At 66.9% G+C, this 22,977-nt stretch carries 26 protein-coding genes, 2 pseudogenes and 1 riboswitch; of the genes and pseudogenes, 10 read left to right on the top strand and 18 right to left on the bottom strand.

Annotated elements, in window-relative coordinates; all coding sequences use genetic code 11:
- The first annotated feature begins 6 nt into the window (after window positions 1-6).
- Window positions 7-516: a hypothetical protein gene (locus B0I00_RS06670; protein ID WP_100866627.1), complete on the top strand. Its 510-nt coding sequence runs from the start codon at window positions 7-9 to the stop codon at window positions 514-516.
- On the opposite strand, the gene B0I00_RS06675 is transcribed toward B0I00_RS06670, so the two are convergent.
- Entirely contained in the window at window positions 513-959 is a 447-nt protein-coding gene (locus B0I00_RS06675; RefSeq protein ID WP_198519162.1) for a YciI family protein, read from the bottom strand. The genes B0I00_RS06670 and B0I00_RS06675 overlap by 4 nt on opposite strands.
- A gap of 188 nt (window positions 960-1,147) precedes the next feature.
- Here B0I00_RS06675 and B0I00_RS06680 point away from each other — a divergent pair, with 188 nt between their 5' ends.
- A complete protein-coding gene (locus B0I00_RS06680; RefSeq protein WP_100866629.1) occupies window positions 1,148-1,642 on the top strand; it encodes a hypothetical protein in 495 nt (164 codons plus the stop codon).
- Window positions 1,643-1,649: 7 nt separating this feature from the next.
- Here B0I00_RS06680 and B0I00_RS06685 read toward each other — a convergent pair whose 3' ends face one another.
- From B0I00_RS06685 to B0I00_RS06700, 4 genes are all read right to left on the bottom strand, one after another.
- The gene (locus B0I00_RS06685; protein ID WP_100866630.1) at window positions 1,650-2,258 is read right to left on the bottom strand and encodes a hypothetical protein; all 609 of its coding nucleotides are present in this window, start codon (window positions 2,256-2,258) and stop codon (window positions 1,650-1,652) included.
- A 55-nt stretch (window positions 2,259-2,313) separates the two neighbouring features.
- Window positions 2,314-2,679, bottom strand: coding sequence for a cupin domain-containing protein (locus tag B0I00_RS06690; RefSeq protein WP_100866631.1), 366 nt, complete (start codon window positions 2,677-2,679; stop codon window positions 2,314-2,316).
- A 64-nt stretch (window positions 2,680-2,743) separates the two neighbouring features.
- Complete coding sequence (locus B0I00_RS06695) at window positions 2,744-3,067, bottom strand: hypothetical protein (RefSeq protein ID WP_100866632.1); 324 nt, start codon at window positions 3,065-3,067, stop codon at window positions 2,744-2,746.
- Window positions 3,068-3,094: 27 nt separating this feature from the next.
- Window positions 3,095-4,033 (bottom strand): LysR family transcriptional regulator, encoded by a 939-nt coding sequence (locus B0I00_RS06700; protein WP_100866633.1) that lies wholly within the window; start codon window positions 4,031-4,033, stop codon window positions 3,095-3,097.
- Between the two features lie 559 nt (window positions 4,034-4,592).
- On the opposite strand from B0I00_RS06700, the pseudogene B0I00_RS06705 reads away from it, so the two are divergent.
- Window positions 4,593-5,057, top strand: a pseudogene (locus B0I00_RS06705) (YaiI/YqxD family protein); the annotation flags it as partial.
- Between the two features lie 410 nt (window positions 5,058-5,467).
- Here the strand turns inward: B0I00_RS06705 and B0I00_RS06715 are convergent.
- The 6 genes and pseudogenes from B0I00_RS06715 to thiC all read right to left on the bottom strand — a co-directional run bounded on the left by B0I00_RS06715 (window position 5,468) and on the right by thiC (window position 9,357).
- Complete coding sequence (locus B0I00_RS06715) at window positions 5,468-6,151, bottom strand: Fic family protein (protein ID WP_198519163.1); 684 nt, start codon at window positions 6,149-6,151, stop codon at window positions 5,468-5,470.
- 5 nt (window positions 6,152-6,156) lie between these two features.
- Window positions 6,157-6,324, bottom strand: coding sequence for a hypothetical protein (locus tag B0I00_RS17160; RefSeq protein ID WP_198519164.1), 168 nt, complete (start codon window positions 6,322-6,324; stop codon window positions 6,157-6,159).
- A 246-nt stretch (window positions 6,325-6,570) separates the two neighbouring features.
- A pseudogene (locus B0I00_RS06720) lies at window positions 6,571-6,897 on the bottom strand (phosphomethylpyrimidine synthase ThiC); the annotation flags it as partial.
- Window positions 6,894-7,154: a DUF2442 domain-containing protein gene (locus tag B0I00_RS06725; RefSeq protein ID WP_100866635.1), complete on the bottom strand. Its 261-nt coding sequence runs from the start codon at window positions 7,152-7,154 to the stop codon at window positions 6,894-6,896. The gene B0I00_RS06725 and the pseudogene B0I00_RS06720, both read right to left, overlap by 4 nt.
- A complete protein-coding gene (locus tag B0I00_RS06730) occupies window positions 7,129-7,371 on the bottom strand; it encodes a DUF4160 domain-containing protein (RefSeq protein ID WP_100866636.1) in 243 nt (80 codons plus the stop codon). Before B0I00_RS06730 ends, B0I00_RS06725 begins: the two co-directional genes overlap by 26 nt.
- 126 nt (window positions 7,372-7,497) lie before the next feature.
- Entirely contained in the window at window positions 7,498-9,357 is a 1,860-nt protein-coding gene (gene thiC, locus B0I00_RS06735; RefSeq protein ID WP_100866637.1) for a phosphomethylpyrimidine synthase ThiC, read from the bottom strand.
- A gap of 51 nt (window positions 9,358-9,408) precedes the next feature.
- A riboswitch (TPP riboswitch) is annotated at window positions 9,409-9,515 on the bottom strand.
- 90 nt (window positions 9,516-9,605) lie between these two features.
- Between thiC and B0I00_RS06740 the strand changes: the two genes are divergently transcribed.
- The gene (locus B0I00_RS06740; RefSeq protein WP_100866638.1) at window positions 9,606-11,363 is read left to right on the top strand and encodes a YadA family autotransporter adhesin; all 1,758 of its coding nucleotides are present in this window, start codon (window positions 9,606-9,608) and stop codon (window positions 11,361-11,363) included.
- A 5-nt stretch (window positions 11,364-11,368) separates the two neighbouring features.
- Here the strand turns inward: B0I00_RS06740 and B0I00_RS06745 are convergent, their stop codons facing one another.
- Genes B0I00_RS06745 through B0I00_RS06755 form a run of 3 tightly spaced genes read right to left on the bottom strand, consistent with a single transcriptional unit; the run spans window position 11,369 to window position 12,997 of the window.
- Window positions 11,369-12,130 carry a sulfite exporter TauE/SafE family protein gene (locus B0I00_RS06745; protein WP_100866639.1) on the bottom strand — a complete coding sequence of 254 codons (762 nt, stop codon included), beginning with the start codon at window positions 12,128-12,130 and terminating at the stop codon, window positions 11,369-11,371.
- 4 nt (window positions 12,131-12,134) lie between these two features.
- The gene (locus tag B0I00_RS06750; RefSeq protein ID WP_100866640.1) at window positions 12,135-12,668 is read right to left on the bottom strand and encodes a rhodanese family protein; all 534 of its coding nucleotides are present in this window, start codon (window positions 12,666-12,668) and stop codon (window positions 12,135-12,137) included.
- A complete protein-coding gene (locus B0I00_RS06755; RefSeq protein WP_100866641.1) occupies window positions 12,665-12,997 on the bottom strand; it encodes an ArsR/SmtB family transcription factor in 333 nt (110 codons plus the stop codon). Before B0I00_RS06755 ends, B0I00_RS06750 begins: the two co-directional genes overlap by 4 nt.
- Before the next feature lie 66 nt (window positions 12,998-13,063).
- Here B0I00_RS06755 and B0I00_RS06760 point away from each other — a divergent pair, with 66 nt between their 5' ends.
- From B0I00_RS06760 to B0I00_RS06780, 5 genes are all read left to right on the top strand, one after another.
- Entirely contained in the window at window positions 13,064-13,930 is an 867-nt protein-coding gene (locus B0I00_RS06760; RefSeq protein WP_100866642.1) for an MBL fold metallo-hydrolase, read from the top strand.
- A gap of 16 nt (window positions 13,931-13,946) precedes the next feature.
- A complete protein-coding gene (locus tag B0I00_RS06765; RefSeq protein WP_100866643.1) occupies window positions 13,947-14,567 on the top strand; it encodes an SOS response-associated peptidase family protein in 621 nt (206 codons plus the stop codon).
- A 72-nt stretch (window positions 14,568-14,639) separates the two neighbouring features.
- A complete protein-coding gene (locus B0I00_RS06770) occupies window positions 14,640-16,001 on the top strand; it encodes a flavin-containing monooxygenase (RefSeq protein WP_100866644.1) in 1,362 nt (453 codons plus the stop codon).
- Window positions 16,002-16,004: 3 nt separating this feature from the next.
- Window positions 16,005-17,231, top strand: coding sequence for a cytochrome P450 (locus tag B0I00_RS06775; protein ID WP_100866645.1), 1,227 nt, complete (start codon window positions 16,005-16,007; stop codon window positions 17,229-17,231).
- Complete coding sequence (locus B0I00_RS06780) at window positions 17,231-18,115, top strand: enoyl-CoA hydratase-related protein (RefSeq protein ID WP_232730152.1); 885 nt, start codon at window positions 17,231-17,233, stop codon at window positions 18,113-18,115. Before B0I00_RS06775 ends, B0I00_RS06780 begins: the two co-directional genes overlap by 1 nt.
- A gap of 4 nt (window positions 18,116-18,119) precedes the next feature.
- Here B0I00_RS06780 and gnd read toward each other — a convergent pair whose 3' ends face one another.
- Window positions 18,120-19,121, bottom strand: coding sequence for a phosphogluconate dehydrogenase (NAD(+)-dependent, decarboxylating) (gene gnd / locus B0I00_RS06785; protein WP_100866646.1), 1,002 nt, complete (start codon window positions 19,119-19,121; stop codon window positions 18,120-18,122).
- A gap of 229 nt (window positions 19,122-19,350) precedes the next feature.
- Between gnd and B0I00_RS06790 the strand changes: the two genes are divergently transcribed.
- Complete coding sequence (locus tag B0I00_RS06790; RefSeq protein ID WP_100866647.1) at window positions 19,351-20,772, top strand: L,D-transpeptidase family protein; 1,422 nt, start codon at window positions 19,351-19,353, stop codon at window positions 20,770-20,772.
- A gap of 52 nt (window positions 20,773-20,824) precedes the next feature.
- On the opposite strand, the gene B0I00_RS06795 is transcribed toward B0I00_RS06790, so the two are convergent.
- Genes B0I00_RS06795 through B0I00_RS06805 form a run of 3 tightly spaced genes read right to left on the bottom strand, consistent with a single transcriptional unit; the run spans window position 20,825 to window position 22,974 of the window.
- Window positions 20,825-21,532 carry a murein L,D-transpeptidase catalytic domain-containing protein gene (locus B0I00_RS06795; protein ID WP_100867129.1) on the bottom strand — a complete coding sequence of 236 codons (708 nt, stop codon included), beginning with the start codon at window positions 21,530-21,532 and terminating at the stop codon, window positions 20,825-20,827.
- A 54-nt stretch (window positions 21,533-21,586) separates the two neighbouring features.
- Window positions 21,587-22,084: a GNAT family N-acetyltransferase gene (locus tag B0I00_RS06800; RefSeq protein WP_100866648.1), complete on the bottom strand. Its 498-nt coding sequence runs from the start codon at window positions 22,082-22,084 to the stop codon at window positions 21,587-21,589.
- Entirely contained in the window at window positions 22,081-22,974 is an 894-nt protein-coding gene (locus B0I00_RS06805) for an EamA family transporter (protein WP_100866649.1), read from the bottom strand. Before B0I00_RS06805 ends, B0I00_RS06800 begins: the two co-directional genes overlap by 4 nt.
- Window positions 22,975-22,977 lie beyond the last annotated feature (3 nt).

Below are 22,977 nucleotides of genomic sequence, written 5' to 3' on the forward strand. Positions count from 1 at the left end.
CGCCCGATGGAAGCTCGCTACACCCTGATGTCGATCGTCGCCGGCGGAGTCCTGCTCGGTGCCGTGGCCAGCCAGGCCGTTCCCAGCTCGCCCCTGGCGGTGCAGGAACCAGGCTGGCGCGGGATGATCCAGGATCAATACCGCTTGGCCTACAGCCCCGTCGCGCGCGGTGGCGGGCCCGAGGATGCGACCGGCGCGTCGCTGGCCATGGTCTCCTACGATCCGAACGCGATTCCGGACAGCTACACCCTGCCCCCCGCCTATGCCGAGGCCGATCGCCTTGCCCGCGCCGAGGCTCGCGCAGCCGCCGAGGCCGAGCGTGACTACCGGCTCGCCTATGCCGAGGCGACGCGGCCCCTGGACCGCGTCACGGTGACGCGCGGCAGCCAGCCCGAGGAACAGGCGGCCGAAACGCTTCAAGACGCGGAAGACCAGGCCGCCTCGGCCGACCTTTCCGACACCGGCGAAGGGGCCAAGATCCTGACCATGGGCGCCGCCCAGACCACCGATAGCTAGTCGCCCAGGGCCTCGTCGTAGGGGCGCGCCACGCCGCGGTATTGACCGGCGCGGATCGCGGGGTCGGCCGCCAGAACAGCGTTGGCTTCTTTTTGGCTGCGCGCGTGGAGGAGCACGAAACCGGTGTCCTTGCCGACCGGGCCGGCGCTCTCGATCACGCCGGTGCGGTGGAGACCCTGCCAGTAGCGCCAGTGGCTGTCGTTGCCGCCTTTCTTCAGGGGTTGGCCCTTCTTCCAGGAGGGGCCGGGACCCATCACCACCGCGAACAGCTTGCCGCCCTTGCGCTTGACCGCCGCCTCGTCGGCGTCGCTGACACGGGCGTTGCCGGTCGTCGGCTTGTCCGGATCGACCGTGGACGGACGCGGAATCGGCGGCCTTCCGGTGCGCGGTGCGGCGCTTGCCGGCATGGTGATCGCCAAGGCGATCCCGGCCGCGAGTGCCACGGCGTCAAGGCGCCGCGGTCGGCGGCGTGGCTGGTTCGAAAACATGGGCGACCCCTCGCTCCCTCGAAAAAACGTGTGCCGATCGCTCTGCGCCGCGAAGCTTAACCGGACCTTTCAGGTGCGTCATGCCGTGCCGGGTGCGCGGCAACCGGCTTGAAGCGGGCTCGCACCACGGTTAGGCCAGCCCCATGGCCTTTCGCTCGTTCCGATCCCGCCTGCGCGCCTTCCAGGTCATGCGCGGCAATCCACCCGATCCCGGTTTCGTCGCCGATCTCGAGTTTCTCGAGAACCGCGACCTCGACCTGTCGGTGCGGCTGGGCGCCATGCTGGGCTTCAACGCGCTGCTGATCACCATCGGCACGCACCCGATCTCGGCCAGTCCGGGCGCGCCGCTCAGCGTCGACGCGGCGACGCAGCCGGTGTTGACCCTGCTCAGCCTGGCCGGGATCGTCCCGCTCATCCTGTCTTGCGGCTTTGCCCTGCGTGCCATGCTCCTGGGGGAGGAATTCGACAGCGAAGGAATGGACGACGACCAGGTTGCGCGCCGACGGCTCTATTCCGCCTTCGTCCATTCGATCGACGTCCAGGCCCGCCTGCTCGGCCTCGCCATCCGCTCGACCGTGCTGGGCGGCGTGCTGACCCTGGGCGTCTGGGCGGCCATCCTGTCGATCAAGATGGCCTGACCGTGGTTCAGGCGCAGCCCTCGACGTAGGTGAGCTGCGGCTGAATTCCCACGTGCATGATGCTGACCCGGCCGTTCTCGCCGATCTCGAAGCGCAGGCGCGGGTCGTTGCCCGGCTGGGTCAGGTATTTCGCAGGGGCGGCGACGTACTTGTGGGGTTCGGAGCGGAAGCCCGGAAAGGACTTGAGCACATCGGCCTCGCTCGAGCCGATGCCGACCCCCTCGACCAGCTTGACCGTCGAGGTCCCGCCGACGCTGATCCGGCGCACCGTACCGCCTTCGGCCAGTGCATAGACGCCGGGATAATCGGGCGAACTGTAGGTTATGCAGGACGATCCCGGCGTCTGCGCCCCGCGCACCGCGAAGCGGCTGGTGGCGGGCACGCTCTTGCCGATCACGAGATCGCCGAGTCCCTCGAGCTTGAGGGTTATGTCTTTCGGCGACGGGCTCGCCGTGGGGCTGGCCGTCGCGCCCGGCGCCTCGGTTGGCGCAAGCGTCGCCGCGTCGGACGCTTCCCCGCTTGCCGATTGGTCGGCGGCGGGCGCTTCGGGAGACGAACAGCCGGCAACCAGGGCCAGGCAGGCGAGCGGCGCCAGGGCGCGGGACAAAGCGGTCATGCAAGAAACAACGCACCCGCGCAGGCCGCGTTCCCCGGCAGGCCTGTCCGGCAGCTCAGTGCGCGTGCGCGGGCGGACCGAACAGGATCAGTTCGACCGGCTCCTCGCCTTCGACATAGCCGTCGTGACCCGGCGGGATGTCGAAGAAATCGCCAGGCACGATGCGCGTTTCGACCCCGCTTTCGATCATCCGCACCACAAGCCTACCCTTGAGGCTGTAGCCGATATGGTGCGCGGGGCACGAGGGCGGGTTGCCCAGCAGGGGCTTCTCGTCCTTCTCCCAGGTCCAGCCCGGTTCGAATCGGGCCAGCATGCCGCTCGCCCCGCCCCGCATCTGGACGACGCGGATGCCGCCGGCATGCCGCATGTCGAGATGCTGGTCGGGCTGGTCGAAGTGACGGATCTCGATGGATGGTTCCATGGTGTCCTCCTGCTTGCTGGGCGCAGCGTCTCATGAACGGGCAGGCGCGACAAGCGCAGGCGGGTCACACCCCATGCAGCAGCATGGCCAGGAAGGCGAGGGTAAACAGCGCATCACCCGCCAGGACCAGCCCTACAGCCTTGGGGAATTCGCCCCGCCGCACCGCCGGGCCGAGCAGCGCGATCACGCCGATCTTGCCCAGCACCCCGGCCCACAGGATCGGCAGGAAACGCGCTGGATCGCCCGCGACAAGGGCATAGACCAGGCCAAAGCAGACGACGAGCAGGCCGACCACCCGCGCGTCGCGGCCAGCCTCCTTCTGGAGCAGTCCCGCCCCGCCGATCACCAGGTTATAGGCCGCCGCGGCCCACAGCACGATCTCTCCCACCTTCGCTCCCCCCTTTGTCTTTGTCCCTCAGTCCCCGGTGCCGGTGCGCCCGGGCAGGCTGGACGGCACACTGCCGCCTTCGTTCAGCGGCTGGACGCTGCGCGCGACATAGTCGGTCACGCAGTCGATCACCGCGCGGATGTGCGGCTGGCGGCGGGCCTGGTCGGTGGTCACCATCCAGCACGGCGTGGTCAGCTCGGGGATTGGCGGGATGACGCGGACCACGCCCTTCAGGCTGTCGCCGATGATCGTGGGGAGCAGCGCCGCGCCGATCCCGGCGCGCACGCCGGCGATCACGCTCGACAGGCTGGTGACGCGCTGCACGATCCGCCCGCCGGGCGCCGCCGCGGTCAGCCAGCGGGCAAAGCGGTCGAACGGAGCGGAGGTTTCGACGATCAGCGGATAGCGTTCGAGCCCTTCCGGGGTCTCCGGCCGGCCCAGCCGCGCGACCAGTTCGCGTTCGGCATAGACGCATTCGTGCAGCTCGGTGAGCCGCCGCACCACCAGCGTCTCGCCCTCGGGCATCGGGCCGAAGCGGATCGCGAAGTCGACCTCGCCGCGCGCAACGTCGAGATTCTCGTCGGTGGAGATGATCTCGACCTGCACGCCGGGCAGGTTGTCGTGCAGCCCCGCGATCGCCGGAATGACCCAGGCGCTGGCGGCGGATTCCACCGTGGTCACCCGCACCGTGCCCGACAGGCGGCGCTGCTCGGACTGGACCGCCTCGGCGAAGGCCCCGGCGGCGCGTTCGACCGCCTCGGCATGGGCGACCAGCGCCTCGCCCCGCGCGGTCAGGGCATGGCCCGATGCGGCGCGCGAGAACAGCTCGACCCCGAACTGCTCCTCGATGAACGCGATCCGCCGCGATACCGTCGCCTGGCTGACCCGCAGCTTGCGCGAGGCTGCCAGCGTGCTGCCGTCCCGCGCCACGGCGAGGAAGTATTTGAGGTCGTTCCAGTCGAACATCGGCGGTTTCCCTCGCCTTCCGGGGGACTATGCATCGCTGCATAGCCCCTATGCAAGAACAGTGTTCCACCCCCCGGCGCGTCCTCATGTATCTCATATCCATCGGGCAGGAACGGTTCCGGCCCGCGACACCAAGGAGAGAAAACCATGACCGCCACCCGCCTCAACGCCGCCGCATCGGCCGTACTCGCCACGCTGTTCAGCTTCGCCTTCCTGGTCCAGGTGATGCCCGCCACGGTGATCTGACCCGTGCAGCGACACAAGACCCGGACGGGGCGCAAACCATAAAGGGCCTGGCACACCGCCGGGCCCTTTTTACATGGGCCAGCGCCGCACCCCGCGCCGGAAGTTCACACCGAAGTTCACAGGGTACATGCGAGGAAAACCGCCCTTCCCAAATACGCGCTTTGCGATGGCCGAATAGGAGGAGGCTGCGAAGCGCATCCCGCTACCAGGCCACAAAGCGGGAGTGTAGGAAAGCGGGGCGATGCCGCCCGCGCTGACCCGAACCGAAGCTGCTGGCGCAAAGGCCGGTGCCGGCCTAAGCGCGGTCGCACCCATGTCTGCCCTGTCCCCGCCCGCTGACCTCGCCCCGCCGGACGATGCCGTGACCGTGCTGGTCGATGCCGACGCCTGCCCGGTGAAGGAGGAGATTTACCGCGTGGCCGAACGCCACGGCGCGCATGTCCGCGTGGTCGCCAACCAGATGTTCCGCGTGCCCGTAAGCGCGCGGGTGAAGCGGGTGACGGTGTCAGACGCCTTCGACGCGGCGGACGACTGGATCGCCGCCCACGCCTCCCCGCGCACGCTGGTGGTGACCGGCGACGTGCTCCTCGCCGACCGCGCGCTGAAAGCCGGGGCGACCGTGCTGGCCCACACCGGCAAGCCCTTCGACGCCGTCAGCATCGGCAGCGCCGTGGCCACCCGCGCAATCATGGCCGACCTGCGCGCCGGATTGGACGGCCCGCTGGGCGGCAGCGGCGGTGGGCCGGCGCCGTTCCGCAAGGAAGACCGCTCGCGCTGGCCACCCGCGCAATCATGGCCGACCTGCGCGCCGGATTGGACGGCCCGCTGGGCGGCAGCGGCGGTGGGCCGGCGCCGTTCCGCAAGGAAGACCGCTCGCGCTGGCCACCCGCGCAATCATGGCCGACCTGCGCGCCGGATTGGACGGCCCGCTGGGCGGCAGCGGCGGTGGGCCGGCGCCGTTCCGCAAGGAAGACCGCTCGCGGTTCCTGCAGGCGCTGGACCGGGAGTTGGTGCGGTTGGGGCGGGGCTGACCACTTTTCGCAGCTCTAAATTGAACCATGGCGCAAATTGAGGGAGCCTCGCGATCTGCGCAACCTTAGGCCACCGGCACTCGCCCTTGCCAAGATCTCCTTCGCCGAAGCTGCTCAACCGTCGAACAGTCTATATCAACTATGTCACGAGTTTGGTTTAGTGGAAGGTACGATCCTGCGTTTCATCCGGGCCGGCGTTGGTAGCCCTTTCAAATGTGCTGGCAAGCTGCACACCCAGGTAGTGCTTCAATATCCCTTCCATTTCGGACACATCAACGCTGCCAGCTTCGAGCGCTCGATCCGCAGCCTCAAGCGCCGCGTAATAGGGTTTTCTGCCAGCAGCGATTTGCTCTGGAATAGTGACAGTTCCCGGCAACCTGTCTCCAATTTTCGCGCACAAAACCAGATATGACACGGCACGAGAGGTGCGACCGTTACCATCCAAGAAAGGATGTATCCAATTCAAGCGCCACATCACATAAGCGCACAGCGTCAGGGGTGTTTCGTTATCCCAGTTTTCATTGACCCAGTCGCACATTTCCTCAATGAGCGCCGGGACTTGGCTCTCGTGCGGCGGTTGGTGGCCGCTCAATTCAATTCGAACAGGTGCCGGGCGCCAAGTTCCTGCAAACCGCGACAACCCTTCCAAAGCCAGCTTATGCAACCCCAGAATCGTTGAGGGACGGAGCTTAAAAGGCCTCCCATCTCGTGCGACCGTGTCAATCGCGTCCAAAACAGCGTCAAATTGGCGGACTGCGTTTGCGGCCTCTTGGCGTGCAATCTCTTCCGGATCAGTTAGCAAATCCGGCTCTTGCCCAACGCTTTCCCGTTTGCCCTCCACCAGCGCTAGTGCTTTATCGCCTGCGCGGCATTATCCACCATCTCACGCGTCACGCGAGCGTTTTCAATGTGTGCATTGCCGTACGCAAAACTGCGACGCTGCGTCTCCTTGTCCTCGGAAGTCATTGGCTTGGCGCGTGCTGCTTCCAGCAATTCCGTCAGTTCTCTTGGCATAGCGAATCTCCTCGCGGATAATGTCGGAGCCGATACGGCTATCGTCAACCGAGCGTATCACAGCTTACCTTGCACTAGAATCCCCTCAGCCATGTTTTTGCGATCCTATCTCGCGGAGATTACCGTGAACTCTGCCATTCAGTTGAGTCGAACTACGCATGACGGCAAGTCCGCATCAGCACAACGATACAATGCGCAAATTTTTGACTCCTTCTAATGATGTTGGACGAAAGTCGGCTGCGACAATCAATCGTGCTCCCGGTCGCCCTGCCCGATGTATAGCTCGCGCCCAGTCTCGTTGTAGACGCGGCTCATCTCGTCCATTCCGGCCTCCGCATCCGCCACCGGCGCGGCTGATGCCAAGTAGCTCTCCGAGTTCTGCTTCGCCGCAAAATCCCGCACTTCCTGCGTGATCTTCATCGAGCAGAACTTGGGCCCGCACATCGAGCAGAAGTGGGCGGTCTTGGCGCCTTCGGCGGGGAGGGTCTGGTCGTGGTACTGTTCGGCGGTGTCGGGTTCGAGCGACAGGCCCAACTGATCGCGCCGGCGGAATTCGAAGCGGGCGCGGGTCAGGCGGCCTTTGGTGCGGGTGTTCCGCGAAGGAGGCCGGCGGTGCTCAGGTCTTCGTCCAGGTCGGGCCAGTGGATGCCGTAACCGCCGGCGCTGGTCCGCCAGTTGGCGCGCTGGGCGGGCGTGGCGGCGGCGAGGCGGGGGAACCAGTCGAGCGGGACGATGATGGTGCGGCCGTCCATCAGATCGACCGACAGGCTGTCGTCCGTGCAGCGGACGTCGCTGACGCGTTCGTCAGTTATTCGCTCCAAAATGGACATACCAAGCCTCCAACAGCGTGTCGCGGTGCGCTGCCACGTCGGCAATTATGGCACCGATTTCCTTGGGACGAAAGCCACGGCTGCTCGCCAGGGCGACGGGATCGAGCCAGGCTTTCAATGTCGCAGCATCCCGATCGACGTGAACATGCGGAGGTTCGTCCCCTTCGTTGCTGAAGAAATAGAAACGATAGGGTCCGATCCTCAATACGGTTGGCATGTCTCGTCACCCCTTATGGTGTCAGCATAAGAGCACAGCCATCCTTGTTGTCACGGCGAGATAGATCCAAGTTCGTGCCTTTGGGAGCAAGGGAAGATGCATCCAATATCGCGCGGCTAGTCGAATTCAGTCATGCTCCCGGTCGCCCTGCCCGATATATAGTTCCCGCCCGCCTTCGTTGTAGACGCGGCTCATTTCTTCCATGCCCTTTTCCGCTTCCTCAGCGGCCACGAACGTCTCGACCGGCTGGTTCTGCTTCGCCGCAAAGTCCCGCACTTCCTGCGTGATCTTCATCGAGCAGAACTTGGGACCGCACATCGAGCAGAAGTGGGCGGTCTTGGCGCCTTCGGCCGGCAGGGTCTGGTCGTGGTATTGCTCGGCGGTGTCGGGGTCGAGCGACAGGTTGAACTGGTCGCGCCAGCGGAATTCGAAGCGGGCGCGGCTCAGCGCGTCGTCGCGGACTTTGGCGGCGGGGTGGCCCTTGGCCAGGTCGGCGGCGTGGGCGGCAAGCTTGTAGGTGACCACGCCGACCTTCACGTCGTCACGGTCGGGCAGGCCGAGGTGCTCCTTGGGCGTGACGTAGCAGAGCATCGCCGTGCCGTACCAACCGATCATCGCCGCGCCGATACCGCTGGTGATGTGGTCGTAGCCCGGGGCGATATCGGTGACGAGCGGGCCGAGCGTGTAGAACGGCGCTTCGCCGCAGGCGGCGAGCTGCTTGTCCATGTTCTCCTTGATCTTGTGCATCGGCACGTGGCCGGGGCCTTCGATCATCACCTGCACGTCCTGCGCCCAGGCGCGCTTGGTCAGTTCGCCCAGGGTGTAAAGCTCGGCAAACTGGGCTTCGTCGTTGGCATCCGCGATCGATCCGGGGCGCAGGCCGTCGCCCAGCGAGTAGGCGATGTCATAGGCCTTCATGATCTCGGTGATCTCGTCGAAGCGCTCGTAGAGGAACGATTCCTTGTGATGCGCCAGGCACCACTTGGCCATGATCGAGCCGCCGCGGCTGACGATGCCGGTGACGCGCCTGGCGGTCATCGGGATATAGGGCAGGCGCACCCCGGCGTGGATGGTGAAGTAATCGACGCCCTGTTCGGCCTGTTCGATCAGCGTATCGCGGAACACCTCCCAGGTCAGGTCCTCGGCAATCCCGCCGACCTTTTCCAGCGCCTGGTAGATCGGCACGGTGCCGATCGGCACGGGGCTGTTGCGCAGGATCCATTCGCGGGTGTCGTGGATGTTGCGGCCGGTGCTGAGGTCCATGACGGTGTCGGCGCCCCAGCGGATCGACCAGACCATCTTGTCGACCTCGCTCGCCACGTCGCTGGCGACGGCGGAATTGCCGATGTTGGCGTTGATCTTGACGAGGAAGTTGCGGCCGATCGCCATCGGCTCGCTTTCCGGGTGGTTGATGTTCGAAGGAATGATCGCGCGGCCGCGGGCGACTTCCTCGCGCACCCATTCGCCGGTGACGTAATCGGGGATGGCGGCGCCCCAGTCCTGCCCGTCGCGGGCATATTCCTTGAGCATTTCGCGGCCGAGGTTTTCGCGCACCGCGACATATTCCATTTCCGGCGTCACGATGCCGCGGCGGGCGTAGTGCATCTGGCTGACGTTCTGGCCGGCCTTGGCGCGCAGAACGGTGCGGCGCACGTTGGGGAAGGCGGGGACGCCGCCCGAACGGTCCGGGCCGAGCTGGCCGTTGTCCTCTGGCTTGACCTCGCGCTGGGTGACTTCTTCCACGTCGCCGCGGCTGCGGATCCAGTCGCGGCGCAGTTCGGGCAGGCCCTGCGCGATGTCGATCCGCACGGCCGGGTCAGTGTAGGGGCCGCTGGTGTCATAGACCCGCACCGGCGCTTCGCCGCTCGACGGTTCGAGGTGAATCTCGCGCATGGCGACGCCGAGAGGACCGACGTGGATCTTCCGGCTGCCGCGGATCGGGCCGGTGGTCACGCCGATTTCGAGCTTGCTGGGAATGTCGGCCATTGCGCGTCTTGTCCTTCGATAGGACGGAGCGGGGGCCCTCGACATGCTCGTGGCTGAGCGGTCTGCCCTCCCTCCGCCCGTGCTAACGGGTTCAGGTTCGACGGGTCGGAGGATGCGAGCCCTCCCTCTCAGCCAACGCGGCTCCCCGGGGATGGGCCGTTCTAGGGCTTTGCAGCGCCGGGGGAAAGGGGCAAGTTAAATGGCGGAAGCGTCGGGCAATTTCCGCCGCGATCGTCTGGAGAGCCCCCATGATCCACCATTCATCGCGCCGTCTGCGCTGCGTCTCGCTGCTGGCGCTCGCCTTCTCGGCAAGCCCGGCGCTGGCCGACAGCACGCCGGAATGCAATTCTGGCGGCGGGGCCAATGCCCTGGAATGCGGGGTCAACGCCAGCACCGGCATCAACGGCAGCGCAACGGCCGTCGGCACCAACGCGAGCGTGACCGCAGCCTATGGAACCGCAGTGGGCGTGGAGAGCGACGCCAACGGCATGGAATCGTCGGCCTTTGGGATCGGCGCACAGGCGTCGAACGATTACTCCACGGCGGTCGGCGGCAAGGCCCAGGCCGTGTCGGAAGCCACCGCCATCGGGTCGAACGCGGCGGCGACCGGCTATCAATCGACCGCGGTGGGATCCGGCGCGACCGCCTTGTTCACCAATTCCACCAGCCTGGGCACGGCAACGTCCGCGGCGGCGTATGGCACGGCGCTGGGCAACCGCGCTGCGGCTTCGGGCTACAACGCGACCGCGCTGGGCTATGCCAGCACCGCGTCGGGCAGTTCGTCGCTGGCGGTGATGGGCACTGCTTCGGGAACCGACAGCCTGGCGATCAAGGGGCAGGCGACCAGCGGCGGCGCGGTCGCCGTTGGCGTTTATTCGAAGTCCGGTGGACCAGGTTCGGTCGCGATCGGTCTTGCGGCGCAAGGCATGTCCTATGGCAGTGTATCCATCGGACAATCGTCGATCGCCAATGGGATCAGAACCGTTGCCATCGGCGACATGGCGCGAGCGGGGGGCGATCAATCGCTTGCCATCGGCATGGCGCAGGCCAACGGGTTGAACGCAATGGCCATCGGGGCGCAGTCGTACTCATTCGGGTCCCGCGCGCTGGCAATCGGCTATGAAACGCGCGCCAATGCGCCCGAATCCGTCGCCATCGGATCGACGTCGCGCGCGGACTACGCCAGCGCGGTTGCGATCGGCAATTCGCTTGCCGAAGGCGGCATTTCGACTGCCGTCGGCTGGAACGCCCATACGACGGGGAATGGCGCAGTGGCGGTCGGCAGCCTGACCCGCTCGACCGGCACGGGCGCGGTTTCGGCCGGGGAGGCAAGCACGGCCAACGGAAGCGGCGCCGTGGCCTTGGGCAACGGCAGCGCATCCAGCGGCGTGGGCGCGGTCGCAATCGGCCAGGAGGCAAGCGCCAGCCTTTCCGGGGTGGCGATCGGGGATCACGCCGTGGCCAGCGCCGAAGGCAGCGTGGCGATTGGCCAGGGTTCGGTGGCCAGCGCGGCCCAGACCGTCGCGGTGGGATCGACCGGGGCGGAGCGCCGGGTAGTCCACGTTGCCGAAGCGGTCGACGATACCGATGCGGTTAACCTGGGGCAGATGATGGCCGCGATCAACGCGGTCAACGCGCGCTCATCGCAGCGCCTCGCCGCCGCGCCCAGCGCCGCAGACCTGGTCGGCAAGGAAACCGCCCAGCGCATCCTGGCCGACAGCGAGCTGTCCGCGCGGGTCGATGCGGTGACCCTGCGGCTCGACCAGCTCGACCGCAAGGTCGATGCCTCGACCGCCGTGGCGACGGCGATGGGCGGCGCCGTGTTCCTGCCCGACATGCGCTTCAACCTCAGCGCCAACGTCGCGACCTATGGCGGGGCCCAGGCGGTGGCGGTGCAGTTCGGCGCTATCGTGACCAGGAACGTCGCGGTCAGCGGGGGCGTTGCCAAGGGCTTCGGCAGCTATGGCAAGACTGCTGGCCGGGTCGGAGCGACGATTGGCTGGTAAGGCTGTCAGCGGAGCAGAATGTAGATAGCCACCGCGATGACCAGGCCGGCGAAGAGCTTGCGTGCAAGGGGCGCACGGCTCTCGAGGCGCTTGGCCAGCGGCAGCGCCGCCAGGGTGCCGGCCGCGCCGCCGGCCACCAGCGCGCCGAACAGCGGCCAGGCGACCTTGCCGGCAAGAGCATAGCTGGCGCTGGTCGCGCTGCCGAACAGCGCCACCGACACGAGGCTGCTTGCGCCCGCGTTGGCCAGCGTCATGCCCGTCGCCGCCATCAACCCCGGCGCAATCAGAAAACCGCCGCCGATGCCGAAGAACCCGGCAGCAAGGCCTGCCGCGAGCCCCAGCGGGGCGAGCCGCGCGACGATCGGCCATGTAATCCGCACGCCCGGATCGCCCTGGCTCTTGCGCGGGATCAGCATCGAGACGGCAATGGCGATCATCGCGAAGGCGAACCAGCGCAGCAGCGCTTCGCCCGACACGGCCTGCGCCAGATGCGCCCCGGTCAGCGCCCCGGCGAGGCCGGCCACGGCAAAGACCGTGGCGCAGGGCCACTTGACCCGCCCGGCGCGGGCCTGTCCGGCAAGCCCGGTCACGGCGTTGACCGCGACCGCGGCGGCCGAGGTGCCGATCGCCACGTGGGTATCGGCCACGCCGACGACATAGATCAGCCACGGCGTTGCCAGCACCGATCCGCCCCCGCCGAACAGCGTCAGCAGGAAGCCGACCAGCGCGCCGCCAAGGCCCGCGAGAAGGAGTGGGACCAGTTCCATCGGATCAGGCCGCCCTTGGCCGGTTCCAGGGGGCGAGCATGAGCAGCCGGGCCATGCCGCAGAAGCCGGAAATCCCGGCGAAGGTCAGCCCTGCGCCGACGAAGCCGGCTAGGCCGAACCAGGCCGGCGCGACGAGGAAGCCGAGCAGCACCCCGATCAGCACCAGACTGCCCGCAGCAATCTGCACCTGGCGCATGATTTCGAGCGGGGCCTTGCGATCGACCGTGACCGGCAGTCCGGCGCGCTCCCACCCGTCGACGCCGCCTGACAGGACGTAGGCGGTGCCTTCGACTCGCGCAGCCAGGCGGTCGCAGGCGCCCTGTGTGCGGGCGCCGGACTTGCAGGTGAAGACCACGTCCTGACCCGCCGCGATCGACAGGTGCGCGTCCTCCCATTGCGAGAGCGGGCGCGACAGGGCGCCGGCAATGTGGCGGCGGGCGAACTCGTCCGGCTCGCGCACGTCGACCAGCACGGCGCGGCCGGTCCGGATGCGCTCGGCGAGGTCGGCGGGGTTCAGGGCAACAAGTTGGGAAGTCATTTCACGGTCCTTGTTTCGGGAGGGCAGAACAGGTCGGCGAGCGTCTGGATGACCTTCATCGCGGCGTGATCGACGATCCGGTAGTAGATCGTCTGTCCATCGCGCCGGGTGGCGACCAGGCCCTGTTCGCGCAACAGCGCAAGATGCTGCGACAGCGCCGATTGCGACAGGCCGACCCTGTCCTGTATCTGGCCGACCGACAGTTCGCCGTCGGCCAGCTGGCACAGGATCATCAGCCGCTTTTCGTTGCCGAGCAGTCGCAGCAGGTCTGCGGCGCGACCGGCACTTTCGGCGAACAGGGCCGGATCGAATCGGGTAAGGTCGAACATGAGGCGATTTATATCAGTTGATTCTAATTTAGCAAGTGCTAATATTACGACCGAAGGAGATTCGCCATGACTGCCGTTCCAACCGTTGCCGGCTTTTTCGATCCCGCAACACACACCGTTAGTTACATCGTGTCCGATCCGGTCACGCGCCGCGCGGCCGTGATAGATCCGGTGCTCGACTTCACCCCCAACAACGCGCGCACGGCAACGCGTTCGGCCGACGCCCTGCTGGCTCATCTGGCGCAGCATGAGCTGCAGCTCGACTGGATTCTCGACACCCACGCCCATGCCGATCACCTCTCGGCTGCTCAGTACCTGCGCGGCAAGACCGGTGCGCAGGTCGCCATCGGGGCCGGGATCACCACTATCCAGCGCACGTTCGGCACGCTGTTCGGCCTCGATGACCTTGCTTTCGATGGCAGCCAGTTCGATCGGCTGGTCGGCGAGGGCGACACGCTGCCGCTGGGCAGCCTGACGATCGAAGTGCTGCACACCCCCGGCCACACTCCGGCCTGTGTCAGTTTCAGGATTGGCGATGCTCTGTTCGTCGGGGATACGCTGTTCATGCCCGACTACGGCACCGCGCGGTGTGACTTTCCCGGTGGAAGCGCGGCAACGCTCTATGCCTCGATCCGCAAGCTGCTTGCCCTGCCCGGCGAAACGCGGATTTTCGTCGGCCACGATTACCTGCCGGCCGGGCGCTCCGAAATCGCCTGGGAGACGAGCGTTGCCGAACAGCGCCGCGCCAACGTCCATATCCACGAAGGGGTCAGCGAAGCGGACTTCGTCGCCATGCGCCAGGCCCGCGATGCGACGCTCGATGCCCCGCAGCTGATCCTGCCCTCGCTCCAGGTCAACATCCGGGCCGGACAGCTGCCGCCAGCCGAAGCCAATGGCACCCGCTACCTGAAGTTGCCGCTCGACGCGATCTGAGGCAGGCGGGAGGGCGATGACCGTCCTCTATCGCCTGTCCGCCGCTGCGCGAGCCATTGCCTCGCGTTTCGGCGCGGCGGCGGGCGATGATCCGTGGAGCGGCGGCTCGGTGACGCCGGGCAGTTTCGCGCCGGTGATCACCGCCGGCCGCGAGGAAATCGCCGGACCGCGCCGGCCCGGCCAGCCGCGCCGACTGGTTCCGCGATTGTGGGGCGTGCCGCCGCCGCCTTCGGCCGGGCAGGACGGCCGCGGCGTGCTCACCGTGCGCAATATCGGCAGCCCCTTCTGGACCGGGTCGCTGCGCAACAGCGAATTCCGCTGCCTCGTCCCGGCCAGCAACGTCATGGCGTGGGGCCGCGCCGACCCGCAGACCGGCAAGCGTCGCCAGTCCTGGCTTTCGTGCAGCGACCAACCGCTGTTCGCCTTTGCCGGGGTGTGGAAGGACAGCGAGATCCCGAGCTTCGCCATCCTGACCATCGAAGCCAATGCGACGTGGCGCGACCTCGGCCACGAGACCATGCCGGCAATCCTTTCCCCTGATCCAGAGTGCTGGAAGACCTGGTTGAACGGCGACTGGGATCGCGCAGCGGCACTGCTCGCGCCCTATCCCTCGTCCAGGATCGGCCTTGTACTTTAGTACAACAAGCCGCTGGACTTTAATCGATCGGTTAAACATACTCGCCTGTAAAACCGGGAGAGACACCGCATCATGACATTGCCGCGCGTTTGCATCATCGGGGCCGGGTGCTCGGGATTTACCACGGCCAAGCGGCTGAAGGACTACGGCATTCCCTTCGATGTCTTCGAGGCATCGGACGACATCGGCGGAACCTGGTACTACAACAATCCCAACGGGCAGTCGGCCTGCTACCAGAGCCTGCACATCGACACATCGAAATGGCGCCTGGCCTTCGAGGACTTTCCCGTGCCAGCGGACTGGCCCGACTATCCGCACCATTCGCTGCTGCTCGGCTACTTCCACGACTACGTCGACCATTTCAGCCTGCGCGAGCATATCCGCTTCAATACCCGCGTCGAAAAGGCCGAGCGGAAACCGGGGGGCGGCTGGACCATCACGCTATCGACCGGCGAAGTGAAGGATTACGACGCGCTTGCCGTTGCCAACGGCCACCACTGGGCTGCGCGCATCCCCGAATACCCCGGCCATTTCAACGGCGCGCAGATCCACAGCCACGAATACCGCACCCCGTTCGAGCCGGTCGACTGCATCGGCAAGCGGGTTCTGGTGGTCGGCATGGGCAACAGCGCGATGGACGTCGCCAGCGAACTGTCGCAGCGCCCGATGGCGGGCAAGCTGTTCGTATCGACCCGCCGGGGCGTATGGATTTTCCCCAAGTATTACAAGGGGCAGCCGCTCGACAAGAACCCTGCCCCGGCCTGGATGCCCAAGGCGGTCCGGCAATGGCTGGGCGCGCGCATGGTCAAGGGCCTGGTCGGGCGGATGAGCGACTATGGCCTGCCCGAACCGGAGATCGGCCCCTTCGAAAGCCACGGCACGGTATCGGGCGAGTTCCTGGTCCGCGCCGGATCGGGCGACATCACCATGAAGCCGGGAATCGAACGGCTCGACGGCGACGAAGTGGTATTCTCGGACGGCAGCCGCGAGGCGATCGACGTCATCGTCTGGGCAACGGGCTATGACATTTCGTTCCCGTTCTTCGCCGAACCAGCCTTCAAGGCCGACGCCGACAACCGTCCGCCGCCATTGTTCAAACGGATCATGAAGCCCGGCGTCCCCGACCTGTTCTACATGGGGCTGGCCCAGCCGCTGCCGACGCTGGTCAATTTCGCCGAACAGCAGTCGAAGCTTGTGGCAGCCTATCTTGCCGGCAAGTATCGGCCGCCCGAACCGGCTGAAATGGAACGGATCATCACGTCGGACGAGGACTATTACACCGGCCAGTATTACGCTGCGCGGCGGCATACCATCCAGCTCGATTTCGATCACTATGTCCGGGCGTTGAAAAAGGAACTGGACAAGGGCGCCCGCCGCGCCGCAGCTTCCGGCAACCGCTTGCCGTTAGAGTCGCGGGTAACCGAGGATGCCTGATCTATGGTCTGTGTGGATACGCGCCCGCTCAACCCGTTCGACGTCAGCCTGGACTCCTTTTACGTAGAGGACCGCTGGCGCGAACCCTTCGCGCAGTTGCGGGCGACCATGCCGCTGTCCTGGCGGCCCGACAGCCCGTTCGGGCCCTATTGGTCTGCCGTGACCCACGGCCTGATACAGGAAGTGGAGCTGCGCCACGACGTGTTCTCCTCGCGCTGGGACCTTGGCAACATCACAATTGCCGATGCCGTCAACGGGGAGGCGTTTCCCAATTTCCTTGCCCAGGACCCGCCGATCCACACCGCCCAGCGGCGGGTGATCGCCCCGGCCTTTTCGCCCAGCCAGATGCAGAAGCTGGATCTGGCCGTCAAAGCCCGCACGTGCGAATTGCTCGACGGGTTGCCGCTGGACGAAACGTTCGACTGGGTCGAACGGGTGTCGATCCCGCAGACGCTGGGGATGCTGCTGATCCTGTTCGACATGCCGTTCGACGAATGGCGCGACATCAAGCGCTGGTCGGACTGGGCCAGCGGCGTCTCGTCCGAACTGCTGACCGACGATCACCGCGCGCAGTTCATGGTCGAGATGGGCGATATGCTGACGCGGTTCGACCGCGAACTGGAAGACCGGCGGACCAAGCCGCCGACCGACGACCTGCTCAGCCGCATGGTCCATTCCGAGGCCATGGGGCATCTCGATCCGATCGAGCGGATCGCCAACATCGCGCTGCTGATCGTCGGCGGCAACGACACCACGCGCAATTCGATGTCCGGACTGGTCGAGGCGCTGGCCCGCTATCCCGACCAGCTCGAACGGCTGCATGCCGATCCCTCGCTCTGCGCCAACGCGGCGCAGGAGATCATCCGCTGGCAATCGCCCGTCACCCATATGCGGCGCACCGCACTCGAGGATACGGAGCTTGCCGGGCAGACGATCCGCAAGGGCGAGAAGATCGTCCTGTGGTACATCAGCGCCAACCGCGACGAGAACGTCTTCGCCGACGCCGAACGCTTCGACGTCGGACGCGAGAACGCTCGGCGGCACCTGGGCTTCGGACACGGCATCCATCGCTGCGTCGGGGCGCGGCTGGCCGAAAACCAGATCACCACGCTGATCGAGGAACTGGTCCGCCGCAACATCCGCGTGGTCCCGCAAGGCGAACCGACGCGGCTGGCGAGCCCCTTTCTCCACGGCTTCACCCAGATGCCCGTCCGGATCGAGGCGCTTTAGTGACGGACCTGCCCGAGACGACGCAGGTCCGGCTCGAACAGGAAGGTCCGATCCTGTGGGTGCGGATCGACCGGCCCGAAGCGATGAACGCCTATACCGCGACCATGGGCGCCGAACTCGCCGCCGCCTTCGACCATGCCGATGGTGACGACGCGATCCGCGTCGTCGTGCTGACCGCGCACGGCAAGGTGTTCTGCGCCGGGGCCGACGTCTCCGCCGGGGCAGGGGCCTTCGATACGGCAAGCGGCGAAGGCGCCAAGAACTTCGGCGGCCCGAGCGGCGGGAGCGGCAAGCGCAGCGACTTCATCGCCAGCATGATGGCCTGCCGCAAACCGTCGATCGTCGCCTTCAACGGCTCGGCGGCGGGCGTGGGCCTGACCCTGACCCTGCCTTGCGACATCCGCATCGCGGCCGATCACGCCCGGTTCGGCTGCGTGTTCACCCGCCGCGGCTTGGTGCCCGAAGCCGGATCGGCCTGGTTCCTGCCGCGGCTGGTCGGGCTCTCCACTGCGCTCAAGTGGTGCATCACCGGGGCGCTGGTTCCTGCGGCCGAGGCGCTGGACGCGGGCCTCGTCAGCGAACTGGCCCCGGCCGACGGGGTGGAAGCGCGGGCGCGCCAACTGGCGCTGGAGATCGCGGACAATTGCTCGCCGGTGGCGCTGGCGCTGACCCGGCGCATGCTGTGGCAGTTTTCGGCGCAGGACAGTCCTGCGGGCGCGCTAGCGGTCGATGCCTCGCTCAACATAGCGCTTGGCCAGAAGGCCGACGTGCACGAAGGTGTCGCCGCCTTCCTCGAAAAGCGCACGCCCGCCTTTCCGCTCTCCGTGGCGGCCGACATGCCGGAAACCCCGTGGTTCCACCCGCGCGGCCACGGGCAGGAGTAGAGGGTCAGGCCTTCGTTTCGCCCGGTTTCGGCACCCCGTCGTGCCCGCCGAACTTGTTTCGCAGCGCCGAAAGGAACCGGTTGGCCGTGCCCGCGTCGTCGTGGCTGGTGAAGCGGGCGAACAACGCGTCGGCGATCACCGGGGTCGAGACCCCTTGCTCGATCGCGGCGTTGAGGGTCCAGCGCCCCTCGCCCGAATCGGCCACCCGCGTGCTGTAGTCCTGCAGGCCCTTGCCCCCCGCGAGCGCTTCGGCGCCGAGATCGAGCAACCAGGACGACACCACGCTGCCGCGGCGCCAGACCTCTGCAATCGCGGGCAGGTCGAAGGCGTAGGATCGTTCTTCGGGAACGACTGGGTCGTTGGCGCTGGCGAACAGCGCGAAACCTTCGGCAAAGGCCTGCATGATCCCGTATTCGATGCCGTTGTGGACCATCTTCACATAGTGGCCAGCTCCCGCCTTGCCGCAATGCAGCCAGCCTGCCTCGCCGGGTTGCAGCGCGCCGCCGTCCTTGACCGGGGTACGCGGCGCCGCTCCGACCCCAGGCGCCAGCGTCTCGAATACCGGGCGCGCGGCTTCGACCCCGGCGGCATCGCCGCCGATCATCAGCGAATAGCCGCGCTCCAGTCCGAACAGCCCGCCAGAGGTCCCGCAATCGAGGAAATGGATCTCCTTGCCGGCCAGCGCCGCGGCCCGCGCGACGCTATCGCGGTAATTGGAATTGCCGCCGTCGATGATCGTGTCGCCGCCGGAAAGAAGGCCGGCCAGTTCGTCGATCACGGCCTGCGTCACTGTGCCCGCGGGGACCATCAGCCAAACCGTCCGGGGTGCATCGAGGCCGGCGACCAGCGCGGCAATGCTTGGCGCGGCGAGGGCGCCGGTTTCGGCGGCGAGCGCCGCGCCTTCTTCCGCCTTGTTCGAATAGACGTGGCATTCGTGACCGCCGCGCGACAGGCGGCGCACCATGTTGCCGCCCATCCTGCCGAGCCCGATGAAACCGATCTGCATGGGTCTGCCTGTCCTTGCCGTGATGCCTGTCCGAACGCGCGAAGGGCGGTCTATGCTCCCGCGCTGCGTGCAGGGTCAAAGCCTTTCGCGCGAGCGTGCAGATAGTCGCAAAACCGCCCACAATTCAGCTTGTGGCAAGCCGCGATGCTTGAAGGGGAAGGATAAGCAAGGCATTAGGGCGCTCGGCGCGGCGTCGCCGCGTGCCCGCAAGACGAGTGGAGTTTTTTAGATGGTGTTCAGGGGCAAGTCGGGTCTTGGTCAGGGTTCGGCACTGGCCGTCCTCGCGGTGCTGAGCGTTCCCGGCACGGCGCTGGCCCAGGCCACGACCCCGCCGGCCGCCGTTCCTGCCCCGCGGCCGACGGCAAGCTCCGCGCCGCAGGACGCAGCAGCCGTTCCGGCTCCCGCAGCAACCCCGGTCCCGGTCCCCGTCCCCGCGCCGCCACCCGTCCCGTCGGAGACCGCGCCGCTCGCCATCGACGAGCCGGTGATGGCCTGGTCGGTCGATGCCGCAAGCAAGCTGGCCTCGGTCATCGAGAAGGTGGGTGCCGACGGCCTGATCCCGGCGGACTATCAGCCGGAGAAGCTGCGCGCCGCGATTCTCGCGGGCCCCGGTGCCGCGCTCGACCAGCAGGCGAGCCGTTCCTTCGCCTGGCTGGCCGAGGACATGCGCGACGGGCGGACCCGCATGCAGTCACGCCTGCAGTGGTATCTGGTCGACAAGGACGTCGACACCAATTCGATCACCGGCCTGATGACCAGGGCGCTGGAAACCGGCGACGTCGAAGGCGTGATCATGGGCCTTGCGCCGACCCACCCGGACTATGCGGCGCTGAAGGCGCTTTATGCCTCGACGCCCAAGGCCAGCAAGACGGCGCGCAACCTGATCCAGGTCAATCTCGACCGGTGGCGCTGGCTGCCGCGCGAGATGGGCAAGTACTACCTGCTCACCAATCTGCCCGAATACCAGCTGCGCCTGACGGTCGATAACACGATCATCCGGTCGTACCGCACCGTGGTGGGCAAGCCCGGCCGGACGGCCACGCCCAATCTTGCCGAACAGGTCGAGGCGGTGGTCTTCAACCCCACCTGGACCGTGCCGCAGTCGATCGTCGTGGGCGAAGGCCTGGGCGCTCGGCTGATCAACAATCCCAAGCAGGCCGCCCGCGAAGGCTACAAGGTGACCAAGCTGAAGGACGGGATGATCGTCGTGGTGCAGCAGCCGGGCGACAACAACGCGCTCGGCCGGATGAAGATCGACATGCCCAACGCGCACGCGATCTACCTGCATGACACCCCGTCCAAGGCGTTGTTCAACACGCCGGTGCGAGCCTACAGCCACGGCTGCGTGCGCACCGAACGCGCGGTGGAACTGGGCATGACCATGGCGATCCTCGGCGCGGGGCTGACCCCGCAGCAGGCGGTCGAACACAACCTGTCGGGCAAGTACACCAAGGTCCCGATGACCAAGACCTTCCCGGTCTACCTGACCTATTTCACCATGGCGACCGGGATCGACGGCAAGATGGGCAAGTTTGCCGACATCTATGGCCGCGACGCGCCGGTGCTGGCCAGCTTCGCCAAGCCGCGCGAGGCCTGGAACGGCCAGCGCATCACCAGCGAGAAGGTGATCAAGCTCGATAATCCGATCTGATCGTCGGAGTTGCCAGGGACAGGCCGGATGGCCTGTCCGCACGCGCCAGGGTTCAGACCAGTTCGATCCGGTCGGCGTAGAGCAGGCGCCCGCCGGACAGGTGCCACAACGCCTCGCTGAAGTGCGTCGGCCCCATGGCGAAGCAGCCTTCGCTGCGGCCCAGCTTGCCGAACCGCCCGATCATGTCGTCGGCGGCATAGGCGGCGGGGTGCATGACGATCGCGCGGTCGAGCGCGTTCGAATTGTCCGCGTCGAGCCCGAGCAGGCGAATCGATGTCCCGTACTTGCCCTTGTACCATTCGGCGGTCAGGTAGGCCCCGCGCGAGGTCGCCTCGGATCCGACGGTGTTCGAGAAGTTCTGCAGGAAGCCCGAATGTGCCGGGTCCGAACCGCGTCCGTGGCTGACCAGGAACGAGCGGATCTCCCCGCGTTCGAGGTTCACGAAGTGCAGGCGCGGCAGCGTCGACGGGCGCGCGAAGTCGGCAATGCCGACCAGATCGCGGCGCCAGACCGTGGCTCCCGCGCGCTCCAGTTCACGCTTCGCGATCTCGCGCAGCTTGGCGTCGTACAGCGGGTTGGCCGGCGCGATGACCGGCAGCGACGGCACGACGGGTTCGGCCGGGACCGGCGGCACGGCCATCGGCACCTGGCCGAAGACCTTGTCGAATTCGTCGGTTACGGTCTGCGCGAGTGCGCGGGCGGGCAGCGCTGCCAGCGCGCCCGTGGCCAGTGCCCCACGCAAGATCGATCGACGGTCCATGTCGCCTTTCATACCACGGCTAAAATAAAACGATCCTGAACGCCCTGCCAAGCCTCAATCGGCAGAAAAACGCCGGTGTGCGCCCAAGTGTTGCAGGGCGGCGCCGTCCACGCGCATCACCGTCCAGTCGTCCATCAGTCGCGCGCCGAGGCTCTTGTAGAAGCCGATCGCGGGTTCGTTCCAGTCGAGCACCGACCATTCGAGGCGGGCGCAGTCACGCTCCACGGCGATGGCGGCCAGCTGCGCGAGCAGAGCCTTGCCGAGGCCCGACCCGCGCGCCGCAGGCTGCACGAACAGGTCTTCCAGGTAGACCCCGGGCTTGCCCTCGAAGGTCGAGAAATTGTGGAAGAACAAGGCGAAACCCTGCGCCGCGCCGTCGATCTCGCCGATTATCACTTCGGCGTAGGGACGCGGCCCGAACAGCTTTTGCGCCAGCACGGCCTCGTCGAAGCGGACTTCGTGGGCAAGCTTTTCGTAGTCGGCCAAGGCGCGGATAAGGTCCGCGATCAGCGGGAGGTCGGCAGGGATCGCAGAGCGGATCGACACGGTCACGGTGCAGCCTTTCGCAAGCGGGGCCAGAGGATGCCGAGCGCCAGCCCGGCCATGACGAGGGCGAAGGCCAGAAGTTTCCACCAGGGGAGCGATTCGCCCAGGATCAGCGCAGCGGACCCCAGACCGAAGACCGGGACCAGCAGCGCCAGCGGCGCGACCTGGCTGGCCGGGTGGCGCGCCAGTAGCCAGCCCCAGGCGCCGTAGCCGAACATTGTATTGCCGACCGACTGCCAGATCACCGCCGCCCAGGTCCAGCGATCGGCCGAGGCAATCCCTGCGCGCATCGCCGGCCAGCCTTCCAGCGCCAGCGCCATGACCAGCAGCGGCGGCACCGCAAACAGGCTTGCCCAGACGACATAGGCCAGCATGTTGACGCTTCCCGCCGCGCGGCTGACCGTGTTGCCGCCGGCCCAGCTTGCCGCCGCCAGCAGCGTCAGCGTCAGGCCCAGCGGTGTCGCGCTGCCGTCGGTGTGCAGCGCAATGGTGGCAATCCCGCTGGTCGCGAGCAGCAGGGCCGTGATCTGGTAGGTCGCGATTCGCTCGCCGGTCATCCGCATCGCCATGAAGATCGTGAAGAAGGCCTGGCTCTGCACCACCAGGCTGGCAAGGCCCGGGGTGATGTCGGCGCGCATCGCGGTGAACAGGAGGCCGAACTGCCCCGCCCCGATCAACACGCCATAGGCCGCCAGGTTGCCCCAGGCGACCTTGGGCCGCGGTAGGACCAGCGCCAGCGGGAGGAAGGCGAGCGTGAAGCGCAGCAGCGCCAGCGTCAACGGCGGCAAGTGCGCCAGGGCAGCCTTGATCACCACGAAGTTGGTGCCCCAGACCGCCATCACGGCCAGCGCCAGGGCAAGATGCGAGAGTGGCAAGGCGCGGTGCTGGGTCCCCATGGG

Source organism: Novosphingobium kunmingense (assembly GCF_002813245.1).
GTDB lineage: Bacteria > Pseudomonadota > Alphaproteobacteria > Sphingomonadales > Sphingomonadaceae > Novosphingobium > Novosphingobium kunmingense.